Genomic DNA, 21052 nt, shown 5'->3' on the forward strand with positions numbered 1-21052 from the left:
AGAGCGGACAGACCTCACGGGAAACACCGAAGGCCGAAAACACCGGCCGCCACGAACGACGACCGGCAGACGGCCGACGCACCCCAAGGGTCGCCCGCCGCGCACTGCCTCCCATCCGGACTTTAACCGTCGGTCCAGGAATTTCACCTGGTCAACCGGCCGCTGGATGCGGACGGGTCGCGGACTGTAACCGCCGGTTCGGAATTACACCGACCCCGGAGTGCGCTGCTGCTGGTACAGGGTCAGTGTGCCACGCCTGATCGCCGGCCATGCGGGGGTATACCTGTGGGCTGCCTCACAACGCACGGCGACGAAACAGTCACGCCTCGGGATTTCACGACACTCACCCTCCGTATCGAATCCCACACAGAAAGAAGTCATCGCGGGTAAGCTCACCAACGGAGTGACAACTCATCCGGCGCCTCAGGGAGTTGCTTATGGCAATCGAGGACAACCCTGGATCCCGTACCGGTTACGGCGAGGAGCTGCGACGACGGCGCGAGGGTGCCAAGCTCACCCAGGAGGAACTGAGCCAACGCGCGATCATGTCGCGCACGCACATCGCCCACATAGAGGCGGGCCGGCGCAGACCGGCACTGGACGACGCACGCCGGCTCGACCAGGTGCTGCAGACGGGCGGCGTCTTCGAGCGCTTCCCGCCGACGCCGGACGGCCGCAAGGTCGCCGAACACTTCGAGGCGGCGGCGGAGTTGGAAGGCCAGGCAACCGTGATCCATGAATACGCCTGCACACTGGTGCCCGGATTCCTTCAGACGGAGGCGTACGCGCGTGAAGTGCTCAGCTCAGGCTTCCCGGCCAGGAACGACAAGGAACGTGACCGGTTGCTCGCCACACGTCTCGAACGTGCCCGTATCCTCGACGACTTCGACTCGCCCGTGGTGTGGGTCCTCCTCGACGAGGCGGCGTTGCGGCGCCCGATCGGGAGTCCAGGAGTGATGGCGGAACAACTCGCCCATATCGCCGAGTTGGGGTCGCGTCGCCGTATGCGTGTGCACGTACTCCCCTATGTGTCGGGATATCACGCGCTACTGGAGGGCCCGGTCAAGCTCATGTGGTTCGAGGACCTGCCACCCGTGGCCTACATGGAAGGCCTGAAAACCGGCAAGGTTTGGGAAATTCCTGCCGTAGTGCGACAGTGCCAGTCAGCCTACGATCAGGCCCTGGGCGACGCACTGTCGCACCGCAAGTCCCTGAATCTGATCAGGTCTGTCGCAGAGGAATACGAGCATGCACGGCACTGAGCACATGGTCATCCCCGACGCCTCAGCACTGTCCGGATGGCAGAAGTCCGGCTACAGCGGGGACAGTGTCGGCAACTGCCTTGAAATCAGCACCACTTACCCCGCCGGCGTCCCCGTCCGCGACAGCAAGAATCCCCACGGCCCCGCCCTGGTGTTCCCCCGGCCAATCTGGCTGCCCTTCGTCACCGCCTTCACATCCGGCGGCACCAGGTCCAATTGAACGACAGCCAGTGTCGTAGTCACTGGGCGATCCCCAAGATGTGGCCGCCGGGGGCACGGAAATCAGCGGTCCGTAACCCCGGGCCGGGACCACGTCGTGTCCGGACGTACGCTTCCTCGCTCTTGCAGGTGTACTCGTAGGAAGTACGCCTCCAAGTACGAGGGAGACCATGGCGCGCCAACCGGCCCAGTACCTGCCCAAGCCGCCGGACATGTTCGACCGGGACTGGGAGTGGAGCGAACTCACCGCCTTCGCGACCGGCGAGGGGGTGGGGCCCCGGCTCGGGGTGGTCTCCGGCAGGCGGCGCCAGGGCAAGAGCTTTCTGCTCCAGGCGCTTGCCGAGGCCACGGGGGGCTTCTACTTCGCCGCCGCCGAAGCGTCCGAGGCCGAGTCCCTCCACATGCTGGGCGAGGCGATCGCCGACTATACGGGGACCGCTGCCCCGCACCGCCCCGCACGCTGGGACGAGGCCCTGGAGCTTGTCATCGGTCTGGCGGCAGAGCGGCCGGTCACCATCGTGATCGACGAGTTCCCGTACCTCGTACGCAGCTCCCCCGTCCTGCCCTCGCAGCTCCAGGAGACAATCGGTATGGGGCGCGGCCGCTACCTGGAACGGCACCCGCCCGCACGCTGGCTGCGCGTCGACCTGCTGCGAGTGATGGCCCGTCTGTGAAGGTCCCGCCGAGCCGGCCGGCCGACCGACGGTGCCCTCTGTTGGGGTGCCGGGGCAGGAAGCTCAGGAGGAAGGCAGGATCTCTCCTGCGAAGACGACGATCTGATCGATGAGGTTTCGCCGCAGGTGGACGACGTCCATCCCCGCCAGACGAGGGCCCTCGTCCGGTGTTGTGAAAACCCACTGATACCGGGCCCACTCATCCGGCGCATCCACCCCCGAACAGCGGACCATCGTGCCACTTCCTGCCGGGTGGTGCCGGATGTCCAGCACAAAGCGCTCGACGGCCTCGATCCCCTCACTGCGCCCCAACGGTCCCCAGAAGATCACATCCGAGGTCAGGGCTTGGGACAACAGAGCCGTCACATAGCTGTCATCTGAGGCATTGAAAGCGGAGATGAACGTATCGATCGCGGATTGAGCGGTCTCCTCGTGCATGCACCAGTAATACCAGCCATTTCGCCCAACGCGATCGTCCACGAGCTCATTGGGGGACCATCCCTTCTGTGGCCCTCTTCGGTAGGGTTGTGACCCCTCGCAGTCCCGGTGGGTGCATAGCCAGTAGTGCGAGCCGTTCGACGGCCGGCGTGAGTTCCGCCAGCCCCGCCTTGGCGAGGCCGCGTGATCGGCTTCAGGAACACGTCCCGTCGAGGGCTGGAGGCTTTCGTTTGGATCACCTCGCTGACCAGGGGAAGATGCCGGCGACGTGGAGTCCGGCCAGGTAGATGGTCGCGGTCTTCTCGTAGCGGGTCTCGATACCTCGCCGCTGTTTCAGGTGCCATCCGCTTCTCGATCACGGGGCCGGCCTGGTCGAAGAGACGGGACATTGGCCGCTGATGGTGCTCTGGCCATCTGATCTTGTCGATCCCGGCGAGGTCACTACTGATGGGCGGCTGGTTGCGCGAGAGTGAGTCCGGTCCACCGATCAAGTTCCTCCGCGTGGCTGCCGACCGCCGTCGCCTGGGCGACCGCCGAGGCTTCCTCGGGCGTTGGCTCACCATTGCGGGAGAGCAGAGCCAACGGCCAGGCCGGGGTGCCCGGCCGCTCACCGTCAAAGGGGTACCAGTCCCAGGCCGCGCCGAATCGCCAGGCGCGCCCGTTCCGATCGGCGACCTCATCGCCTGGTTCGAGGAATGCGTACGGGCGGAAGAGCAGTTCGATGCGGATCGGTTCACCGCCGACCGGATCAAGCGCGTAGGCCTGGTCCTCCTGCTCGGGGTCATAGGTGTCACCCTGTCGTAGGAGATCGAGGTAGGACGCGGGCCGCGGCAGCATGCCGGTTACCTGAGGCGGATCGAAGTGATAGACCGCCAACACGTGCACCACAGTCGTGGGGATGCCTACCAGGCATGTGCCACCCGGCTTCAGTACGTTCTCCGCCGGTTCCGTTCGGAAGATTTCCCACTCGTGGGCCTCAGGCGTTGGAAGCGCCCGCTGGCCGTTCCACCTGATGTTCTTGGCCTGCGGGTCCACCTCCAGCCACGGCCACCGTACGGAGACGTAGTAGCGGGAGACCTCGGTGACCGTGGTCTCGGTGAACGGGCACTCCAGCATCAGCACATCACCGGGCCGGTAATCGTCAATCATGGACGCATTCTGTATGCCCTCACTGGCACGTGACCGAACGGGTATCCGGTACCCCGGGCACCTGAACACTACCCATCGCGCGAGCTCCGTTCCACCAAAGCCACCTCGCTTGAGAACAGCGTCCGAGACCCTCAAAGCCATCGGCTGCCCCGGTAGATAGAGATCAATCTCAGTGCAGCCGGGTCAGGCACCCGGTGCGAACAGCTCCTCCTGCGCCGCGTCCCGCGCCGCGAAGAGGGCGCCGCGCAACACCGCCTCCCCGCCCAGCGCGGCCGCGCGGACCTCTGTGCGGAGCGGGGAAAGAGATGCGAGGCGGGCCTCGACGCGGGCGGCGAGGGCCTCGCCGCCCGCGTGGCCGATCTCGCCGCCGAGGACGACGCAGCCCGGGTCGAGCACGGCGGTCACCGCCGCGGCGCCCACAGCGAGTCGCTCGGCGAGAGCGCCCAGAAACTCGGGATCGGCGGACCGTACGGCGTCCTCGGTGTCGCCCTCCACCCCGTATCGTGCGGCGAGTTCGCGTACCGCGGCCGCGCCGGCCAGCGAGTGGAAACCGCCGTCGCACCCAGTGGCCGAGGGCAGCGCGCCCGTGCCCGGCACCGGCAGGAAGCCGACCTCGCCCGCACCGCCCGACGCGCCCCGGCGCACCTTTCCGCCCAGGACGACGGCCGCACCCACTCCCTGGCCGAGCCAGAAGAGCACGAAGTCGTCCACACCACGGGCGGCGCCGAGGCGCTGCTCGGCAACCGCGGCCAGGTTGGTCTCGTTCTCGACCAGTACGGACGCGGAAAGGCGCTGCTGGAGGGCGGCGACAAGAGCACGGTGCCATTCGGGCAGCCCGGTGGATTCGCGCAGTTCGCCGGTGACGGGGTCGATCAGACCGGGCGCACCGATGCCGACGCTGTGCAGCCGCTCGGCACCGGCCTCGCGCGCGGTGCGTTCCAGCAGAGCGGCGGCCTGTTCGACGGCCTGCCCGGTGCCGGTGTGGCGGCCGATGGGCAGGGCGGCCTCGGCAAGGGTGGTGCCGAGCAGGTCGGCGACGACGACAGTGACGCTGTGGGTGCGTACGTCGAGGGCGGCGAGGTGGGCACGGTCGGCGACGATCCCGTACAGCCGGGCGTTGGGGCCGCGCCGCTCGGCGCCCGCCTCACCGACGACCTGGACCAGGCCGGAACTCTGGAGGCGTTCCACCAGGCCTGCGACGGTGGGCCGGGAGAGTCCGGTGAGGGTCTTCAACTGCCCTGCCGTCAACGGGCCTTCCTGCTGGAGAAGCTGCAGGGCCAGCCGGTCGTTGATGGCCCGGGCAGTGCTCGGTGATGCGGGCATGCCGGGCATCCTTCCAGATCCACACGACGAGTTCTAACTATCATGAAGGGTTCCTGATAGTTTACGGCGCATGTTGACCGACGTGAGGCGGGCCCGCTACGCCGTGGCTGCCGTCTTCTGCGTACACGGCACGGTCACCGGCAGCTTCGCCACCAGGATCCCCTGGATCCAGGACCACGCCGGAGTCTCCGCCGGCCAGCTGGGCCTCGCGCTGGCCTTCCCGGCGATCGGATCCTCGCTGCTGATGCCGCTGTCCGGCGCGATCACCCACCGCTTCGGCTCCCGCATCGCCCTGCGCGGACTGCTGGCGCTGTGGACGCTCTCCCTCGCTCTGCCCGCCTTCGCCCCCGATCTGCTCACCCTGTGCCTCGCGCTCTTCGTGTACGGCGCCACCTCGGGCATGTCGGACGTGGCGATGAACGCGCTGGGCGTCGAGGTCGAAAACCGCCTCGGCCGGTCGATCATGTCCGGCCTGCACGGCATGTGGAGCGCGGGCGCACTGATCGGCTCCGCCGCGGGCACGGTCGCCGCGCACGCCGAGGTCGACGCCCGGCTGCACCACTGCCTGGCGGCCGGGGTGCTGACCGTACTGGGCCTGCTCGCCTGCCAGGGCGTACTCGACCTGCGCAGCACGCCCGACGAGCAGCCCCCGCCGCGCTTCGCGCTGCCGCCCAGGCCCGCGCTGCTCATCGGCGCGATCGGCTTCTGCGCCGTCTTCGCGGAGGGGGCGAGCCTGGACTGGTCGGCGGTCTATCTACGGGACGTACTGGACACCTCGCCGGGTGTGGCCGCCGCCTCCACCACGGCCTTCGCGCTGACGATGGCCGTGGCGCGGTTCGCGGGCGACCGGGTCGTCGACCGCTTCGGCGCGGTACGGACCGTACGCGCGGGCGGGGTGCTCGCCACGGCCGGCGGCCTGCTGGTCGTGACCGCGCCCCACCCGGGCGTCGCGATGACCGGCTTCGGGCTGATCGGCCTGGGCGTCGCGGTGGTCATCCCCCTGGCCTTCGCAGCGGCGGGCCGCAGCGGCCCCAACCCGAGCCAGGCGATCGCAGGCGTCGCGACCATCACGTATACCTCGGGCCTGATCGCTCCCTCGGCAATCGGCGGGATCGCCGATCTGACGTCACTGGTGGTGTCGTTCGGCCTGGTGACGCTGCTCGCGTCGGGCCTGATCGCGGGGGCGAAGGTGCTACGTGCGGGCAGCGCCGTGCGTCGGCTCTCCGCCGCCCCGGTGGAGTGAGGTTGCCGCGCGCCGCGTGGCCGACCGGCGTGTCCGTCCTCAACTCCCCAGCTACCTCCCCCAGCTGCCACTGGGGGTGCCCCCAGAAGTGCCCCAGGACAGGCTTGGAGGTTGCTGCCGTTAGCCGGGTGCGGGACGCTGACGCACGCCACGCCCGGGCCGGGTGACGCGCTCCAGCGGGCACACCGGCCAGCCCGAACGGAGAGCGTCACCGACTCAGTCGGCCGGAGCGACGCAGGACGCGACCACCCGCGCCCAGCGGTCGGTCATCCCACCCCACACCGCGCGCAGCGCCGGCTCGTCGTGGTCGACCTTGCGCACCACGTCGTCCGGTTCGAGCCCCAGCGCGCGGACCGGGGTGTCGTCGGCCCGCCCCCAGTGGCTGATGTCGGACGCCAGCACCTCGGGGTGGAACTGCACGCCCCAGATGTGGTTGCCCAGCCGGTACGCCTGGTGGGCGCAGCGCTCGCTGGTGAGGAGCCGGACCGCACCGGCCGGGAGGTTCTCCGTCTCCTCCCAGTGCCACTGCACGGCTCGCGGGCGTTCCCCCAGTGCGCCGAACAGGACATCGTCCGCGCCCTCCTGAAGTGGCGTCAGGTCCACGAGGCCGACCTCGGGACGGAGGGCGTGTCCGACCTTTCCACCGCAGGCCACGGTGAGCAGTTCCATGCCGAGGCAGATCCCCAGCGTGGGAAGGTCACGGGCGACAGCCTGCCGGAGCAGTTCCCGTACCTGCGGCAGCCAGGGCGCCCGTTCGTCGTCGTACGGGCCCATGGACCCGCCCAGGACCAGCAGTCCGTCGTGGTCGTCCAGGCTGCCGGGCAGCGGGTCGCCCTGCCAGGGGCGGCGGAGATCGAGCCGCAGCCCCGCCTGTACGAGCCGCTCTCCCACCATCGCGGGTCCGGTGCCGTCCTCGTGCTCGACGACCAGGACCACCGGGGCGCTCACAGGCGTCCCGCCTCGACGATGCGGCGCAGGAAGGCCCGCGTCCGTTCCTCCTGCGGTTCGCCGAAGATCTGTTCCGGCGGCCCTTCTTCCAGGAGCACACCCTGGTGGAGGAAGCACACCTTGCTCGACACCTCCCGTGCGAAGCCCATCTCGTGGGTGGCCAGCAGCATGGTCATGCCTCCTTCTGCGAGTTCCCGGACGATGGCCAGGACTTCGGCGACGAGTTCGGGGTCGAGCGCCGAGGTGATCTCGTCGAGCAGCAGGGCGCGCGGCCCGGTGGCGAGGGCGCGGACGATGGCGACGCGCTGCTGCTGTCCGCCGGAGAGCCGGTCCGGCAGGCTGTCCGCCTTGTCGGCGAGGCCGACCCGGGCCAGCAGGGCACGGGCCTGTTCCTCGGCCTCTTCGCGCGGTACGCCGCCGACCCTCATGGGGGCGAGCGCGACGTTGCGCAGCACGCTCATGTGCGGGAAGAGGTTGAAGTGCTGGAAGACCATGCCGACGTCGCGACGCAGCCGGTCCACGTCGGTGCCGCGCCCGGAGGAGACTTCGCCGGCCACCCGGATCTCGCCGCCGTCGATGTCCTCGAGGGCATTGATGCAACGCAGCAGGGTGGACTTGCCGCTGCCGGACGCGCCGATCAGGGTCACCACCTGGTGCTGTTCGACGTCGAGGGAGATGCCGCGGAGGACAGGGTTTCCCCCGTAGCTCTTGTGCACGGCGTCTATTTCGATGAACGGCATGTCAGGCTCCCTTGCCGCGGCGGTGCTCACGGGCCACAAGCCGGTCGACCAGCCGGGCCTGCGGGATGGTGATGACGACGAAGAGCAGCGCGACCACGGTCACCGAGGAGAGGTTGAAGTGGTTGGCCGCGTAGATCTTCGACTGGTTGAAGGCGTCGATCGTGCCGATGACGTTCACCAGCGCGGTGTCCTTCTGCAGGCTGATGAAGTCGTTGAGCAGCGGCGGCACGACACGGCGGGTGGCCTGCGGCAGCACCACATGACGCAGGGTGGCGCCCCGCGAGAGGCCGAGCGAGCGGGCGGCGGCGGACTGTCCGGGCGCGATGGACTCGATGCCGGCCCGGAAGACCTCGGCAACGTACGCCCCGTACGTCAGAGTCAGTGCGAGGATCGCGAACCAGACCGGGCTGAGCGAGCTGAGCAGCGGCACCTCGACCAGCGGAAGTCCGAAGCCGATCAGATAGATGATGATGATCGCCGGTACGGCCCGGAAGCCGTCGATGTAGGCGGTGGCGAGCATCCGCAGCGGGCGGCCGGCGCGGCCCGGTGCCATCCGGGCCAGCGCGAGCGCCAGTCCCCAGGCCAGGATCAGCAACTGTGCGACCACGGCGATGAAGAGGTTGGTGCCGAAGGCCGAGGCGATCTCCGAGATGCTGAGGCCGATCACCTCGCCGTCGAAGAAGGTCCGCTGCACGGCCCGGTCGTTGGCCAGTACGAACCACACCGCGCCGAGCACGCAGACCGCGACCAGGCACCAGCCGAGCACGGTCCAGGCGTCCTCGCGGGCCTCGGAGGAGTGGCGTCGCGCGTCGGCCCGGCGCTCCTCGGTCCAGGCGGCCGCGGCCGCGCGTGACGAGCGCAGTGCGCGCACAGCGGGACGCAGCAGGGGCAGTACGGCGGCCGTGATGGCCAGCGCCCCGGCGACGGCCGTGGTCCCGGTTCCGGGCAGGGCGTCGCGTACGGACCAGGCGGTGGCCGCGGTGAGGGCGACGACGGCGAGGACGCCGGCCGTCGCGGCCCATGCGAGGGGCAGGGACGGCGGGGGCGGCGTCGGGCCGATCGCCGCCGCGGTCCGCTTGGGTGTCAACAGGTCGGAAGCGAGGCTCACTTGGCACTCCACTCGGGGATCACGGCCGGGTCGCCGCCGAATGCCTTGGACAGATAGGTGGTGGAAAGGGCGTTCAGCGTGCCGTCCTTCTGCATCTCGGCGATGGCGCCGTTGATGGCCGTGGCGTTCTTGCTGCCCTTGGGGTAGAGCGCACCGTACGACTCACCCGTGGCGTACTGGCCGACGACGGCGAGCGAGCCCTTGGACTCCCTGGCCTTGCCGAGCACGATGGCGACATCGGTGAGGGCGGCGTCGATCTGGCCGGCCTGGAGTGCCGCCTGGAGCTCGACGTCACCGGCGAAGACCCTGGGGGTCTGCGCCGGCTCGAGGGTGTCGCGTACGAAGTCGGCGCCGGTGGTGCCCTGCTTGACGCCGAGCCGCTTGACGTCGATGTTGTCCGCGGTGACGTCCGCTCCGGCCTTCACCAGGACGCCGATGTTGGAGGCGAAGTAGGGGGCGGAGAACTCCACCACCTTGCGACGCTCGTCGGTGATGGAGATCTCGGCAAGCGCGATGTCGAAGTCCTGCGACTTGCCCGAGACCAGCGCGTCGAAGGAGACGTTGCGGACAGTGAGCTTGTCGAGGCCGGCGCGGTGGGCGATGTTCGCGGCCATGCAGTACTCGTAGCCGCTGTCGATCTGCCGGACCGTGTCGCCGTTCCACCAGCCGCGGCTGGGCAGGTCGCCGACCACGGTGAGAGTGCCGTCCTGGACGGTGTCGAGCTTGATGGAGCCTCTCTTGCCGGTCACCTTGCAGTCGCCGTAGGTCCCCGAGCCCTTGGAGTCGGTGGTGTGGGTGGTGGAGTCACCGCCTCCGCCACCACCGCAGGCGGTGAGAGTCGCCGTCAGCAAGGCGGCGAGTGCGGGCACTGCGGGCAGGCGAAAGCTGCGCATGGAGCGCTCCTCGGGGGTTGTTGTCCTGGGGTGTGCGCAACAGTGCCCAAAACGTTTTGGGCACGTCAATACCCGCACCTCAAAGAAACCAAAACGTTTTTGTTGAGAGGGCTTGGACCAGGGGCTCCCTTCTGCCAGCCTTGACCTCGAACAGCGGACGGCACGGAGGGAACGGCACCTGATGAGCAGCGGGGGAACGGCACGAGGTCCGGCCGGACGGCGGACCGGAATCCGCGATGTGGCCCGCGCAACCGGCCTGTCCATCACCACCGTCTCCCACGCCCTCAGCGGCAAGGGGAAGATCGCCGGCGCCACCCGCGACCGGGTGCTGCGCGCTGCCGAAGAGCTCGGCTACCGACCGGATCCGGTCGCCCGCGGACTGGTCTCGGGACGCACCGGCATCCTCGGTCTGGCCGTCGGCCATATGACCGACAGACCCTGGGAGGCCACCTACCGGCCGTACTACGCGGCGCTCTCGTCAGGAGCCTCCATGGCCGCCGTCGAACGCGACTACGCGCTCGTCGTCGTCCCCGGCGACCCGGTCTCCGGGCTGTGGGCGCGGGTCCCGATGGACGGCCTGATCATCGTCGACCCGGTGCGCGACGATCCGCTGCTGGCCGACTGCGCGCGCCGCGGCCTGCCCGTGGTCACCGACGGGCGCCCCATCGACCCCGGTTACGGGCATGTACCGACCGTCGAGAGCGATCTGAACCGCGGGATGGCCGACATCCTCGGGCATCTGCGGGACGTCGGCGCACGCCGTGTCGGACTGCTCTCCGGGCCCCAGCCGGACGCGTACACCCAGGACAGCGAGCAGCTCTACCGCGAATGGTGCGCGACAGCCGGCCAGGATCCGCTGATCGAATCCCCGGCCCCCTCGGAGGAGCCGCTCGAAGCGGCGCTGCGCCTGCTGTCGCGCCCCGACCGCCCGGATGCCGTCCACGGCCTCAACGAGACCTACGGCCAGGCCCTGCTGGCCGCGGCCCGCCGACTGGGCCTGGCCATCCCGCACGATCTCCTGGTCAGCGTGATGCGCGAGACCGACCAGTCGGGCGCAGCGGAGGACTGGGACGTGCCCCTGACCACGCTCAGCCTGGACGCCCGGCAACTCGGCTCGGAGGCGGTGGGTCTGCTGATCGACGTGCTCGACGGACGTCCGGCACGCGATGTGATGGTGCCCTGCACGGTGGTGGTACGGGCCTCCACGCGGCGCGCTCGATCGTCCGGGTGACTCGATCGCGGACGACCCGCTCAGCCGCCGGCCAGTTCATAGGCGTACGACGGCGCGAAGGCGCCCGCCGATCCCTTGCAACCGTCCGACTCCCCCGGGAGTTTGACCCACAGATAGGCGTCGATCCGGGCCTCTCCGGTCCGAGTCGTCGGAGGGCGCCCCAGCGCCCGGCCCGCCGGGTCGCACCACTCGCCCGCCGGTGGCGCGCCATTGCCGTTGCGGCTGGTGTCGATCACCGCTCCCAGGTTCTCGGAGCCGCCGAGTGCAGCCAGGACCCGGCGCGCATAGGCGACTTCGTCCGCTGTGCGACGGAAGTTCGACACATTGGTGAAGATCCCGTCGCCGCTGGTCGCTGCGCCCGCCTTGCGCAGCTCCGTCGCCTGTTTCTCGGCGCCGTGCCAGCCCGAGTGGCCCGCGTCGAAGTAGACCCTGGCCCTGGGGTCCGCAGCGCGCAGGGTACGTCCGGCCCGGGCCAGCGAGGCATAGCGGCCGGCGCGCTCCTTGTCGGACAGGCAGTCCGACTGGGCGATGGAGTCGGGCTCCAGGATCACGATCACCGGGCCACTGCCCAGCCCTGCGGCGAACGCGCGGATCCAGGCGTCGTACGCCGCCAGGTCGGGAGCCCCGCCCTCGGAGGCCCCGCCGCAGTCCCGGTCGGGGATGGCGTACGGCACGAGCACCGGCACCCGGCCGGCCGCAGCCGCCCCGGATGTCACGGCGCGGACCCGGCGGGTGATGGTGTCCGGGCTGTAGTCGGCGAACCAGACGGCTGCCGGCTGCGCCGCGATGCGTGACTCGATGAGCACACGCTTCGGGTCGTCGGGGTTCGCACGGACCCAATCGAGGACCTGGGAGTCAGGATGGCGGTAGAGGTCACCGGAAACCGCACCACGGCGCCCCGGACCTGCCTGTTCTGCCTTGGAATTCGCGGATTTCGCGGACTTCGTGGATTTCGCGGACTTCGTGGCGGGCTTCGGCGAGCCCGTGGGCGAGGCGGACGGACTCGCGGACGACGCGGTGGGGCTGGGCAGGGCGGGCAGCGGCTGGAGTGTCGGCTTCCCCGACACCTCGGGCCTCGCCGTGTCCCGCTCCCCCTTGCCGTCCCCGAGTCCGGACACCATTCCCGTGACGGTGGCGACGGCCACCACGGTGGAGGCCAGGGCGGCCATGGCGTTGCGGCGCCTGGCCCGGCCGCGCTCCAACCGCTCCAGCCGTCGCTGGGAGCGTAAACCTGGCATGTGGATCTTTCCCCCTCGGACGGAATGCCGGCAGGGCACGCTGGTTCACCCCTTCCGGGGAAGCCCCGGCTCGTCGGCACCCGAACCACCCTAGGGCTGGGACCCTGCCCCCATGGCGCAGATCGAACAGTTCGCGGCTCCGAGCGTGTGTGCCCGATCGCCGATCGGCACGGTGCTGGAGCGGATGCGCGCGCTCCGCTCCGCCTGGCCGGCCGCGGACGGGGTGGCGGTCTTCAACCGCGTCTATCTGAAGGTCACCGAGGAGATCGGCCGACGCATCGACGACGGCGGATTCCCCGATCCGCGGGCCGCGGCGACCCTGGACGTGCTGTTCGCCGAGCGCTATCTGTCGGCCGTGGACACGGCGGCCGCGGGGCTGCGTCCGCCCGCGTGCTGGCGGCCTCTGTTCCAGTACCGGCGCCATCCGGGAGTACGGCCGCTGCAGTTCGCACTGGCCGGGATCAATGCGCACATCGGGCACGACCTGGCCCTCGCGGTCGTCGACACCTGCCATGCACTCGGCTGCCAACCCGCCTCCCTGGAAGGGGACTTCGACCGGGTGGGCGACATGCTGGTCGCTCTGGAGGAACACATCCGCGAGGATCTGATGCCCGGGCCCGATCTGCTCGAGATCGCCGATCCGCTCACCCATCTGCTCGGCTCCTGGAGCCTTGAGCGCGCCAGGGACGCCGCCTGGTCGGCGGCGCGCGTGCTGTGGGGGCTCAAGTACCTCCCCGATGTCGCCGAGGAGTTCAGGGACCGGATGGACGCCGGCGTGGGTCTGGTCGGCCGCTGTCTGCTCACTCCTTGGCCATGATTTCTCAACACCCTTGTGCCTTGTGGCACATGCCAGTGCTGCGCCGCAGAAGTTCGTGGAGGGGTCGGGCCGCGGGGCCGTCGAGGTAGAGGCCGCAGGCGCAGTCCAGGCATTCCTCGGGGCTGCCGGAGGGGAGACCGCTGCATAGCACGTTGTCCTCGTAGCCGCCTCGGGGCCCGGACCCGGTGTCGTACGAAGGCGAGCTGACCACCATCGCGCCGTCCGTGGTCGGCCCGAAGCCGGCCAGGCCCATCCCCGTGTATCTGCCGGCCTCGAGCCCGCGCGCGCTGCGGCGGCTGGTGGAACGGGCCGACGGCTGGATGCCGGTCGGCATGGGCGCCTCGAACCTGGCGGCCGACTGGCGCCGGGTCCAGGACGCGGCGGCGGACCGGGAGCGGTCGCTGGAGGTGTGCATGCGGGCGAACGTCGCGTACATGCCGAAGCCGTACGAAGGTGCGGGCCGGATGCCGTTCCAGGGCAGTGTCGCCCAGATCGTCGAGGATGTGGCGGCGCACGCCGAGACGGGGGTCGGGGAGATCCTCCTCGAGCTCCAGAGCACTCCGCGTGACGCGGAGGAGCTCATCGACGTCGCGGCCGAGGTGTACGCGGCCGCGCGGGCAGCGGGCATCTGAACGGAAGAACGAAGCCGCCGCAGACCGGGGTCACCGGCCTGCGGCGGCTGTTACGACCACCCGGGACCGGCCGGATCACGGTCGGCGACGGGGGTTGGTAACTGCTGGTCCCGGGGGCCCGCCTCCGCGGACCGGGCCTCCTGGGTACCGGTGAAACTCAGTCCTCGGGGAGTTCCACCGGGGCGATCTCGTCGTAGACGTCGCCCGGGCCGGGGTTGGTGGCGTCCGTGCCTCCGCCGAAGTGGTTCATGACGCCCCAGACCGCGTTGAGCGCGGTCTGGACGGCACCCTCGGCCCAGCCGGCCGTCCAGGAGATGTCGTCACCGGCGAGGAAGATGCCGCGCTTGTCCTCCGGCAGGCGGTCCTGCATGAAGTGGGTGAACAGACGCCGCTGGTAGCGGTAGTGGCCCGGCAGGTTGGCCTTGAACGCGCCCATGAAGTAGGGCTCGTTCTCCCAGGAGACCGTCACCGGGTTGCCGATGATGTGCTTCCGGATGTCGACCTTCGGGTAGATCTCGCCGAGCGACTTGAGCATGACCTCCATGCGCTCGGTCGCCGACAGCGGCAGCCACTTGAGGCTGTCGTCGCACCAGGTGTACGACAGGCAGATGACGGCCGGCTTGTCCGGGCCGTTGTCCAGCAGGTACGTGCCACGGGTCATCCGGTCGGTGAGCGTCATCGACATCACGTCACGGCCGGTTGCCTCGTCCTTGTCCAGCCAGAACGGCCGGTCGACGGGAACGAAGAGCTTGCTCGACTCCATGTAGTGGGTGCGCTCGATCGCGGTCCAGTGGTCGATCGGGAAGAGCGAGTCGTCGCACGCGATCTTGGAGAGCAGCATCCACGACTGAGCGGTGAAGACCGCCGCACGGTAGGTGCGGATGTCCCCGGAGGCGTCGGTGACCGTGATGCGGTTGCCCGCAGTGCGGTGCAGCCGGGTCACGGCGGGCTTCGGCTCCCCGTCGTGCAGGGACTTCAGCGATGTACCCAGCGGCCAGTGGACCATCTTCTGCGGCTCGCGCTCCCACAGGCGCAGCGGCAGCTGCTGGGAGCCGCCGACGATGCCGCGGTGGTGGTCGTCGGCCTCGGTGTAGACGACGCGGAGGATCTCCAGGATGGAGTTGGGGAAGTCGGTGTCCCAGCCGCCCGTGCCGAAGCCGACCTGGCCGAAGATCTCGCGGTGGCGGAAGGACTTGAAGGCCTCCGACTCGCAGAGGAAGCCGTAAAAGGTCTGGTTGTCGAGCTTCTCGACGAGCCTGGCCCAGATCTCGCGGATGCGCGGGACGTCGCGCTCGCGGATGGCGCGGTTCATGTCGGAGAAGTCGGCGCCCTCGTCCAGGCAGGCGTTCCAGGCCGCCGCGACATCGCGGTAGACCTGCGGCAGGTCATCGACCGTCTCGGCGTAGTGCGACTCGCCCTTGAGGTCGATGACGGTCGACGGGGTGGACTCGGCAAGGGGGTTGGGGAACGGCCTCGTCTCCAGGTCCGCCAGGTCGATGTAGTGCTGGAAGGCGGTCGACGAGGGCGGGAAGCGCATCGCGCCCAGCTCGCAGTTCAGCTCACCTTCGTCACCTGCGGCGGCGCAGCCCTCGAAGCCCACCGTGCGCAACCGTCCGCCGATCTGGTCGGCCTCGTAGACGACGGGCTTGAGGCCCATCTTCATCAGCTCGTACGCCGCGATGATGCCGGACAGGCCGCCGCCGATGACCGCGACCTCCTCACCGTGCTCGGTCGCGGGTATCTGACCGAGACCCGCCGGGTGGGCGAGGTAGTCGTCGTACGCGAAGGGGAAGTCCGGACCGAACATGGTGATCGGCGGCTGCTGCTCATCGGTGTGCTGGACAGCGGTGGGCACCGTGGACGTCATGGGGTACGGACTCCTTGCACGGAAAAGAAAAAGAAGGGGGGTGGCGGGAGAGGCGGGCGCTCAGCTCAGGGAGGAGTAGAGCTCGGAGCGGCGGTCCTGCAGATACGGGTAGTTCTCCCGCGAGGCGCTGAGGAAGGCCGGGTCGGCCTCGCCGAACACCAGCTCCTCACCACGGCCGGCCCGGGCGCGGACGGTGCCGTCCGGCCCTGCCAGGCAGCTCAGCCCGACGAATTCGAACTCGCCCTCGGGTCCGGTCCGGTTGACGTACGCGATGTACATCTGGCTCTCGACGGCCCGGACCGGGACGAGGGACTCGGCGACGAACTGGAACGGATGCATCTGGGCGGTGGGCACCAGCAGCAGGTCCGTACCCGCGAGGGCGTGCGCCCGGACGTTCTCCGGGAATTCCACGTCGTAGCAGATCATGATCCCGACACGGAGGCCGTTCAGCTCGGCCTGGACGACCGGCTGGTCGCCCGGCGTGAACCACTCGCGCTCGAAGCCGCCGAAGAGGTGCGTCTTGCGGTAGTTCGCCAGACGCGCCCCGTCCGCGCCGATCAGCTGGGCCGCGTTGTAGACCATCCCCCGGCCTTCGGCCGGGGGGACCCCCATCTCGCTTCGCTCGCCGCCACGCTCCGGGTAGGCGTAGAGCACCGCCAGCCCATGGCGTACCGCGATCTCGGCGACTGCCTGCGCGGATGGGCCGTCCGCCGCCTCGGCCAGCCGGTGCACGCCCTCGCCGATGGCGTAACCGGTCAGGAACATCTCCGAGGTGACCAGCAGCCCGGCCCCCGCCGCCGCCGCACGGCCCGCGGCCTCGTCCAGCACCTTGAGGTTCTCGGCGACATCGCCCGGACGGCCGGAGCTCTGGAGCAGGGCGGTGCGGAGCGGCGTCATGGGCAGACCTCGGCGGTGCGAAGGGGGTTCGGGGGACGGCTAAAACCGTACGGTCCCGGGATCTGCCCGGACAAGATTCCACCGTTGCGCAGCGCCGCGCGATTCATTGCGCATCCCGGGGCCTCCGCGGTGATTCATTGCGCGGCACGCGGTCTGCTACCCCGGCCGTACGGCCGGCCATCCCCATCCGGGGGTGCCCCAGAGGTGCCCCCAGGCCAACCCGCACGGAGACCGGCAACCAGCTCGGGCGTGACGCGCGCCGGCACCCCGCATCCGGCAGGCAACCGGCAGCCCCCAGGCCGGCCTCGCGGAGGACGCCCTACGCCGGCGACCCCGACGAAAAGCGACGCAGCAGCGGCGAGAGCACCAGCACGGACTTGGTGCGCTCCACGAACGGCTCGCCCGCGATGCGCTCCAGCACACGCTCGAAGTGGCGCATGTCGGAGGCGAAGATCTGGACGATCGCGTCCGCCTCGCCGGTGACAGTGGAGGCGGACGCGACTTCCGGGTAGCGCTCGAGGCCACGCTGGATGGTCTCGGGCGAGGTGTTGCTCCGTGCGAAGATCTCGATGTACCCCTCGGTCTCCCAGCCCAGCGCCGCGGGGTCGACGCGGACGGTGAAGCCGGTGATGGCTCCCTCCGCCCGCAGCCGGTCCACCCGGCGCTTCACCGCGGGAGCGGAGAGCCCGACCAGGGAGCCGATGTCGGCGTAGGAGCGGCGGGCGTCCTCGGCGAGGGCGTGGACGATGCGTTCGTCGAGATCGTTCAGTCGCACGGGGGGTGGATCACTTTTCTGCAGTGGCTTCGGTGGCCAGTCGTGAGCGGCGGATGCCGTACAGGAAGTAGAACACGAGACCCAGGACCATCCAGCCGGCGAACCACAGCCAGGTGATGCCCGGAAGGCTGTACATCAGGTAGGCGCAGAAGCCGAAGCCCAGGATCGGGGTGACCGGGAAGAGCATCACCTTGAAGGTGCGGTTCATCTCGGGTCGCTTGTAGCGCAGGATGATGACGGCGACGTTGACCAGGGCGAAGGCGAAGAGCGTGCCGATGCTGGTGGCGTTGGCCAGCTCGCCCAGCGGGATGAACGCGGCGAGGGTACCGCAGAAGAGCGAGACGATCACGGTGTTGGCCCGCGGTGCGCCGGTCTTCGGGTTGACCTTCGCGAAGACCTTCGGGATCAGGCCGTCGCGGGACATCGCGAAGAGGATGCGGGTCTGGCCGTAGAGCACGGCGAAGACGACGCTGGCGATGGCCACGACCGCGCCGGCCGCAAGCACGACACCCCAGAAGCTCTGGCCGGTGACGTCCGTCATGATCTGGGCGAGCGCGGCCTCGGTGCCCTTGAAGTCCTGCCACGGCATGGCGCCGACGGCGACCAGCGCGACCACGCAGTACAGCACCGTGACGATCAGCAGCGACAGCATGATCGCGCGCGGCAGGTCCCGCTTGGGGTTCTTGGCCTCCTCGCCGGCGGTGGAGGCAGCGTCGAAGCCGATGTACGAGAAGAACAGTGTGGCCGCGGCGGCGCTGATGCCGGTGACGCCGAGCGGGGCGAGCGGGGCGTAGTTGCCGGCCTTGATACCCATGAAACCGATGCCGATGAAGAGCAGCAACGTCACGATCTTCACCGTGACCATGATCGTGTTGATCCGCGCGCTCTCCTTCGCGCCGCCCATCAGGAAGACCATGGCCAGCAGGACCACGATCAGGGCGGGGAGGTTGACGAATCCGCCTTCGCCGAGTGGGGCGGAGACCGCCTGCGGGATGGTCACCCCGATGGTGCCCTCGAGCAACTCGTTCAGGTACTGGCCCCAGCCGACCGCAACGGCCGAGACCGACACCGCGTACTCCAGGACCAGGCACCAGCCGCAGATCCAGGCGATGAGCTCACCCATCGTTGCGTACGCATACGAGTACGAGGAGCCGGAAACGGGGATGGAGCCGGCCAGCTCCGCGTACGACAGAGCGGAGAACAGAGCAGTCAGTCCCGCTATGACGAACGAGATGGTGACCGCCGGACCGGCCAGCGGAGCGGCCTCACCCAGGACGACGAAGATGCCGGTGCCGAGGGTCGCACCGATGCTGATCATCGTCAGCTGCCACATGGTCAGGGAGCGGCGAAGGGAGCCGCCCTCACCCTGGCCACCCTCCGCGACCAGCCGTTCCACGGGCTTGCGACGCAAGATCGCAAGGCTCGGCCGGGTGACGGCGGCCGACTCCGTTCCGACGGAGGGCGGGGCGGTCTTGCTGTCCAGCACTAAAAGGCTCCTTATCGCTGCCTCTCGAAACGGCGACCGCGACGGCCCGCCTCCAGGCAGCGGATGGGTGAGCCCTGAGGGTGCGGACCGTCGAGCAGGCGGTCCCGCCACTCCACGTATGGCGAGAACCTTGTTGGCTTGCAGTTCCCGCTCGTAATGCAGCAACCATGCTTATCAGCGAACAATCATTGCACGCAAATCCTCTGGATGGGTATTTGTTGCGCGTCTCCGGTCGATCAGTGCGTCGGGGCCCTTTCGGACGTGTCCGGAACGGGGGTACGCGTAAGGCCCCCGCGCGGTGCGCGGGGGCCTTCAGGAAGGGCGGACCGAGCTAGTGCTGTAACCGGAAAGGTTCACCAGCTCGCGACCCCCGGCACGGCACTTCTCCCGTAGCCCTTCGGGCACGGGAGGGGCCCCCATCGTTGTCGAATCGCGCGAGTACGGCCAAGTACGAGCTGCGATCCTCCGCCTTGCGATGCACCGCACCTGGGGGCACCTCTGGGGGCACCCCGGGGGCACCCCCAGCGGTAGCTGGGGGAGGTAGCTGGGGGAGGTAGCTGGGGGAGGTAGCTGGGGGAGGTAGCTGGGGGAGCCGCGAGCTTCCCGGCAAACCTTTCCGGCCGCAGCACTAGCTCCAACTGGCGTGCAGCGGCTTGCCCTCGGCGTATCCGGCGGCACTCTGGATGCCGACGATCGCCCTCTCCGCAAACTCCGCCAGGGAGCTCGCGCCGGCGTACGTGCAGGAGGAGCGGACGCCCGCGATGATCGAGTCGATCAGGTCCTCCACGCCCGGACGGGCCGGGTCCAGGAACATCCGCGAGGTGGAGATGCCCTCCTCGAACAGGCCCTTGCGGGCACGGTCGTAGGCCGACTCCTCGCTGGTGCGGTTCTGCACCGCACGAGCGGAGGCCATGCCGAAGGACTCCTTGTACGGGCGGCCGTCGGCGGTGTGCTGAAGGTCGCCGGGCGACTCGTACGTACCGGCGAACCAGGAGCCGACCATGACGTTGGACGCCCCGGCGGCGAGCGCCATGGCGACATCACGCGGGTGACGGACACCACCGTCCGCCCAGACGTGCTTGCCGTACTTCTTGGCCTCGGCCGCGCACTCCAGCACCGCGGAGAACTGTGGCCGGCCCACGCCGGTCATCATGCGGGTGGTGCACATGGCGCCGGGGCCCACACCGACCTTGACGATGTCCGCGCCGGCCTCGATGAGGTCACGGACTCCCTCGGCGGCCACGACGTTGCCCGCCACGATCGGCACCTGCGGGTCGAGCCCGCGGACCGCCTTGATCGCGGCGATCATCGACTCCTGGTGGCCGTGCGCGGTGTCGATGACGAGCGTGTCCACGCCCGCGTCGAGGAGCTGCTTGGCCTTGCCCACGAAGTCGCCGTTGATGCCGACGGCGGCGGCGATGCGCAGCCTGCCCCCGGCGTCCACGGCGGGCTTGTACAGCGTCGCGCGCAGCGCGCCCTTGCGGGTCAGGATGCCGACGAGCTTGCCGTCCTCGTCGATGGCCGGCGCGAGCTTGCGGTTGGCGTTGTCGAGCGTGTTGAAGGCCTCGCGCGGCTCGATGTCCGCGTCGAGGAGCAGCAGGTCCTTGGTCATGACCTCGGACAGCTGCGTGAATCGGTCCACACCCGACAGGTCGTGCTCGGTGACGACACCGACCGGGCGGTGGTCACCGTCGACGACGACACCCGCGTTGTGTGCCCGCTTGGGCAGCAGCGACAGCGCGTCGGCGACCGTCTGGTGCGGGGTCAGCACGATCGGGGTGTCGAGGACCAGGTGGCGGGTCTTGACCCAGGAGATGACGTCGGTGACGACGTCGATCGGGATGTCCTGGGGGATGACCACGAGGCCGCCGCGGCGGGCCACGGTCTCGGCCATGCGGCGGCCCGCGATCGCGGTCATGTTCGCCACGACGAGTGGGATGGTCGTGCCCGTGCCGTCGGGCGACGCCAGGTCCACGCCCTGGCGGGAGCCGACCGCGGAGCGGCTCGGCACCATGAACACATCGTCGTACGTCAGGTCGTACGGCGGCTTGATGTCATTGAGGAAACGCACGTGCAGAACATCCCAGTCAATCGGAGGTACCCCCGGGGGTA

The 21052-nt window shown here is 69.4% G+C and carries 20 protein-coding genes and 1 riboswitch; of the genes, 7 read left to right on the forward strand and 13 right to left on the reverse strand.

Going from position 1 to position 21052, the window contains the following annotated elements; translation table 11 throughout:
• Window positions 1–97 precede the first annotated feature (97 nt).
• Window positions 98–228: riboswitch (FMN riboswitch) on the reverse strand.
• A gap of 209 nt (window positions 229–437) precedes the next feature.
• From ABD858_RS05110 to ABD858_RS05120, 3 genes are all read left to right on the forward strand, one after another.
• On the forward strand, window positions 438–1262 hold the full coding sequence (locus ABD858_RS05110) for a helix-turn-helix domain-containing protein (RefSeq protein ID WP_345034875.1): 825 nt from the start codon (window positions 438–440) through the stop codon (window positions 1260–1262).
• Window positions 1249–1482 (forward strand): DUF397 domain-containing protein, encoded by a 234-nt coding sequence (locus tag ABD858_RS05115; protein WP_345034877.1) that lies wholly within the window; start codon window positions 1249–1251, stop codon window positions 1480–1482. Before ABD858_RS05110 ends, ABD858_RS05115 begins: the two co-directional genes overlap by 14 nt.
• Window positions 1483–1651: 169 nt before the next feature.
• On the forward strand, window positions 1652–2155 hold the full coding sequence (locus ABD858_RS05120) for an AAA family ATPase (RefSeq protein ID WP_345034878.1): 504 nt from the start codon (window positions 1652–1654) through the stop codon (window positions 2153–2155).
• Window positions 2156–2218: 63 nt separating this feature from the next.
• Here ABD858_RS05120 and ABD858_RS05125 read toward each other — a convergent pair whose 3' ends face one another.
• From ABD858_RS05125 to ABD858_RS05135, 3 genes are all read right to left on the reverse strand, one after another.
• A complete protein-coding gene (locus ABD858_RS05125) occupies window positions 2219–2593 on the reverse strand; it encodes a nuclear transport factor 2 family protein (RefSeq protein ID WP_345034879.1) in 375 nt (124 codons plus the stop codon).
• A gap of 441 nt (window positions 2594–3034) precedes the next feature.
• A complete protein-coding gene (locus ABD858_RS05130) occupies window positions 3035–3742 on the reverse strand; it encodes a hypothetical protein (protein WP_345034880.1) in 708 nt (235 codons plus the stop codon).
• 183 nt (window positions 3743–3925) lie between these two features.
• Window positions 3926–5065, reverse strand: coding sequence for an ROK family transcriptional regulator (locus tag ABD858_RS05135; RefSeq protein WP_345034881.1), 1140 nt, complete (start codon window positions 5063–5065; stop codon window positions 3926–3928).
• 70 nt (window positions 5066–5135) lie between these two features.
• Here ABD858_RS05135 and ABD858_RS05140 point away from each other — a divergent pair, with 70 nt between their 5' ends.
• The gene (locus ABD858_RS05140) at window positions 5136–6308 is read left to right on the forward strand and encodes an MFS transporter (RefSeq protein ID WP_345034882.1); all 1173 of its coding nucleotides are present in this window, start codon (window positions 5136–5138) and stop codon (window positions 6306–6308) included.
• A gap of 216 nt (window positions 6309–6524) precedes the next feature.
• Here ABD858_RS05140 and ABD858_RS05145 read toward each other — a convergent pair whose 3' ends face one another.
• Genes ABD858_RS05145 through ABD858_RS05160 form a run of 4 tightly spaced genes read right to left on the reverse strand, consistent with a single transcriptional unit; the run spans window position 6525 to window position 9997 of the window.
• A complete protein-coding gene (locus ABD858_RS05145; RefSeq protein ID WP_345034884.1) occupies window positions 6525–7256 on the reverse strand; it encodes a type 1 glutamine amidotransferase in 732 nt (243 codons plus the stop codon).
• Complete coding sequence (locus ABD858_RS05150; protein ID WP_345034885.1) at window positions 7253–7996, reverse strand: amino acid ABC transporter ATP-binding protein; 744 nt, start codon at window positions 7994–7996, stop codon at window positions 7253–7255. The genes ABD858_RS05145 and ABD858_RS05150 overlap by 4 nt, the downstream gene beginning before the upstream one ends.
• A 1-nt stretch (window position 7997) precedes the next feature.
• Complete coding sequence (locus ABD858_RS05155; protein ID WP_345034886.1) at window positions 7998–9104, reverse strand: amino acid ABC transporter permease; 1107 nt, start codon at window positions 9102–9104, stop codon at window positions 7998–8000.
• Entirely contained in the window at window positions 9101–9997 is an 897-nt protein-coding gene (locus ABD858_RS05160) for an ABC transporter substrate-binding protein (protein ID WP_345034887.1), read from the reverse strand. The genes ABD858_RS05155 and ABD858_RS05160 overlap by 4 nt, the downstream gene beginning before the upstream one ends.
• A 181-nt stretch (window positions 9998–10178) precedes the next feature.
• Between ABD858_RS05160 and ABD858_RS05165 the strand changes: the two genes are divergently transcribed.
• Window positions 10179–11228, forward strand: coding sequence for a LacI family DNA-binding transcriptional regulator (locus ABD858_RS05165; RefSeq protein ID WP_345034888.1), 1050 nt, complete (start codon window positions 10179–10181; stop codon window positions 11226–11228).
• A 20-nt stretch (window positions 11229–11248) separates the two neighbouring features.
• Here the strand turns inward: ABD858_RS05165 and ABD858_RS05170 are convergent, their stop codons facing one another.
• Window positions 11249–12466 carry a glycoside hydrolase family 6 protein gene (locus tag ABD858_RS05170; protein WP_345034890.1) on the reverse strand — a complete coding sequence of 406 codons (1218 nt, stop codon included), beginning with the start codon at window positions 12464–12466 and terminating at the stop codon, window positions 11249–11251.
• Window positions 12467–12578: 112 nt separating this feature from the next.
• Here ABD858_RS05170 and ABD858_RS05175 point away from each other — a divergent pair, with 112 nt between their 5' ends.
• Both ABD858_RS05175 and ABD858_RS05180 read left to right on the forward strand, forming a co-directional pair.
• Complete coding sequence (locus ABD858_RS05175; protein ID WP_345034891.1) at window positions 12579–13283, forward strand: DUF5995 family protein; 705 nt, start codon at window positions 12579–12581, stop codon at window positions 13281–13283.
• A gap of 185 nt (window positions 13284–13468) precedes the next feature.
• Window positions 13469–13915: an LLM class flavin-dependent oxidoreductase gene (locus ABD858_RS05180; RefSeq protein WP_345034892.1), complete on the forward strand. Its 447-nt coding sequence runs from the start codon at window positions 13469–13471 to the stop codon at window positions 13913–13915.
• Between the two features lie 157 nt (window positions 13916–14072).
• Here the strand turns inward: ABD858_RS05180 and ABD858_RS05185 are convergent, their stop codons facing one another.
• The 5 genes from ABD858_RS05185 to ABD858_RS05205 all read right to left on the reverse strand — a co-directional run bounded on the left by ABD858_RS05185 (window position 14073) and on the right by ABD858_RS05205 (window position 21011).
• Window positions 14073–15782 (reverse strand): flavin monoamine oxidase family protein, encoded by a 1710-nt coding sequence (locus tag ABD858_RS05185; RefSeq protein ID WP_345034894.1) that lies wholly within the window; start codon window positions 15780–15782, stop codon window positions 14073–14075.
• A 60-nt stretch (window positions 15783–15842) separates the two neighbouring features.
• Window positions 15843–16679 carry a carbon-nitrogen hydrolase family protein gene (locus tag ABD858_RS05190; protein WP_345034895.1) on the reverse strand — a complete coding sequence of 279 codons (837 nt, stop codon included), beginning with the start codon at window positions 16677–16679 and terminating at the stop codon, window positions 15843–15845.
• Window positions 16680–16998: 319 nt separating this feature from the next.
• Entirely contained in the window at window positions 16999–17454 is a 456-nt protein-coding gene (locus ABD858_RS05195) for an Lrp/AsnC family transcriptional regulator (protein ID WP_345034896.1), read from the reverse strand.
• A gap of 10 nt (window positions 17455–17464) precedes the next feature.
• Window positions 17465–18865, reverse strand: coding sequence for an amino acid permease (locus ABD858_RS05200; RefSeq protein WP_425586307.1), 1401 nt, complete (start codon window positions 18863–18865; stop codon window positions 17465–17467).
• Window positions 18866–19568: 703 nt separating this feature from the next.
• The gene (locus ABD858_RS05205; RefSeq protein WP_345034897.1) at window positions 19569–21011 is read right to left on the reverse strand and encodes a GuaB1 family IMP dehydrogenase-related protein; all 1443 of its coding nucleotides are present in this window, start codon (window positions 21009–21011) and stop codon (window positions 19569–19571) included.
• Window positions 21012–21052: the final 41 nt, after the last annotated feature.

Source organism: Streptomyces sannanensis, from assembly GCF_039536205.1.
In the GTDB taxonomy this organism is placed as follows: Bacteria; Actinomycetota; Actinomycetes; order Streptomycetales; family Streptomycetaceae; genus Streptomyces; species Streptomyces sannanensis.

What these genes read in the sequence shown, in the direction of transcription:
- ABD858_RS05110 (WP_345034875.1), top strand. Translation starts at nt 438, where the DNA reads ATGGCAATCGAGGACAACCCTGGATCCCGTACCGGTTACGGCGAGGAG.
- ABD858_RS05115 (WP_345034877.1), top strand. Translation starts at nt 1,249, where the DNA reads ATGCACGGCACTGAGCACATGGTCATCCCCGACGCCTCAGCACTGTCC.
- ABD858_RS05120 (WP_345034878.1), top strand. Translation starts at nt 1,652, where the DNA reads ATGGCGCGCCAACCGGCCCAGTACCTGCCCAAGCCGCCGGACATGTTC.
- ABD858_RS05125 (WP_345034879.1), bottom strand. Translation starts at nt 2,593, where the DNA reads ATGCACGAGGAGACCGCTCAATCCGCGATCGATACGTTCATCTCCGCT.
- ABD858_RS05130 (WP_345034880.1), bottom strand. Translation starts at nt 3,742, where the DNA reads ATGATTGACGATTACCGGCCCGGTGATGTGCTGATGCTGGAGTGCCCG.
- ABD858_RS05135 (WP_345034881.1), bottom strand. Translation starts at nt 5,065, where the DNA reads ATGCCCGCATCACCGAGCACTGCCCGGGCCATCAACGACCGGCTGGCC.
- ABD858_RS05140 (WP_345034882.1), top strand. Translation starts at nt 5,136, where the DNA reads ATGTTGACCGACGTGAGGCGGGCCCGCTACGCCGTGGCTGCCGTCTTC.
- ABD858_RS05150 (WP_345034885.1), bottom strand. Translation starts at nt 7,996, where the DNA reads ATGCCGTTCATCGAAATAGACGCCGTGCACAAGAGCTACGGGGGAAAC.
- ABD858_RS05160 (WP_345034887.1), bottom strand. Translation starts at nt 9,997, where the DNA reads ATGCGCAGCTTTCGCCTGCCCGCAGTGCCCGCACTCGCCGCCTTGCTG.
- ABD858_RS05165 (WP_345034888.1), top strand. Translation starts at nt 10,179, where the DNA reads ATGAGCAGCGGGGGAACGGCACGAGGTCCGGCCGGACGGCGGACCGGA.
- ABD858_RS05170 (WP_345034890.1), bottom strand. Translation starts at nt 12,466, where the DNA reads ATGCCAGGTTTACGCTCCCAGCGACGGCTGGAGCGGTTGGAGCGCGGC.
- ABD858_RS05175 (WP_345034891.1), top strand. Translation starts at nt 12,579, where the DNA reads ATGGCGCAGATCGAACAGTTCGCGGCTCCGAGCGTGTGTGCCCGATCG.
- ABD858_RS05185 (WP_345034894.1), bottom strand. Translation starts at nt 15,782, where the DNA reads ATGACGTCCACGGTGCCCACCGCTGTCCAGCACACCGATGAGCAGCAG.
- ABD858_RS05190 (WP_345034895.1), bottom strand. Translation starts at nt 16,679, where the DNA reads ATGACGCCGCTCCGCACCGCCCTGCTCCAGAGCTCCGGCCGTCCGGGC.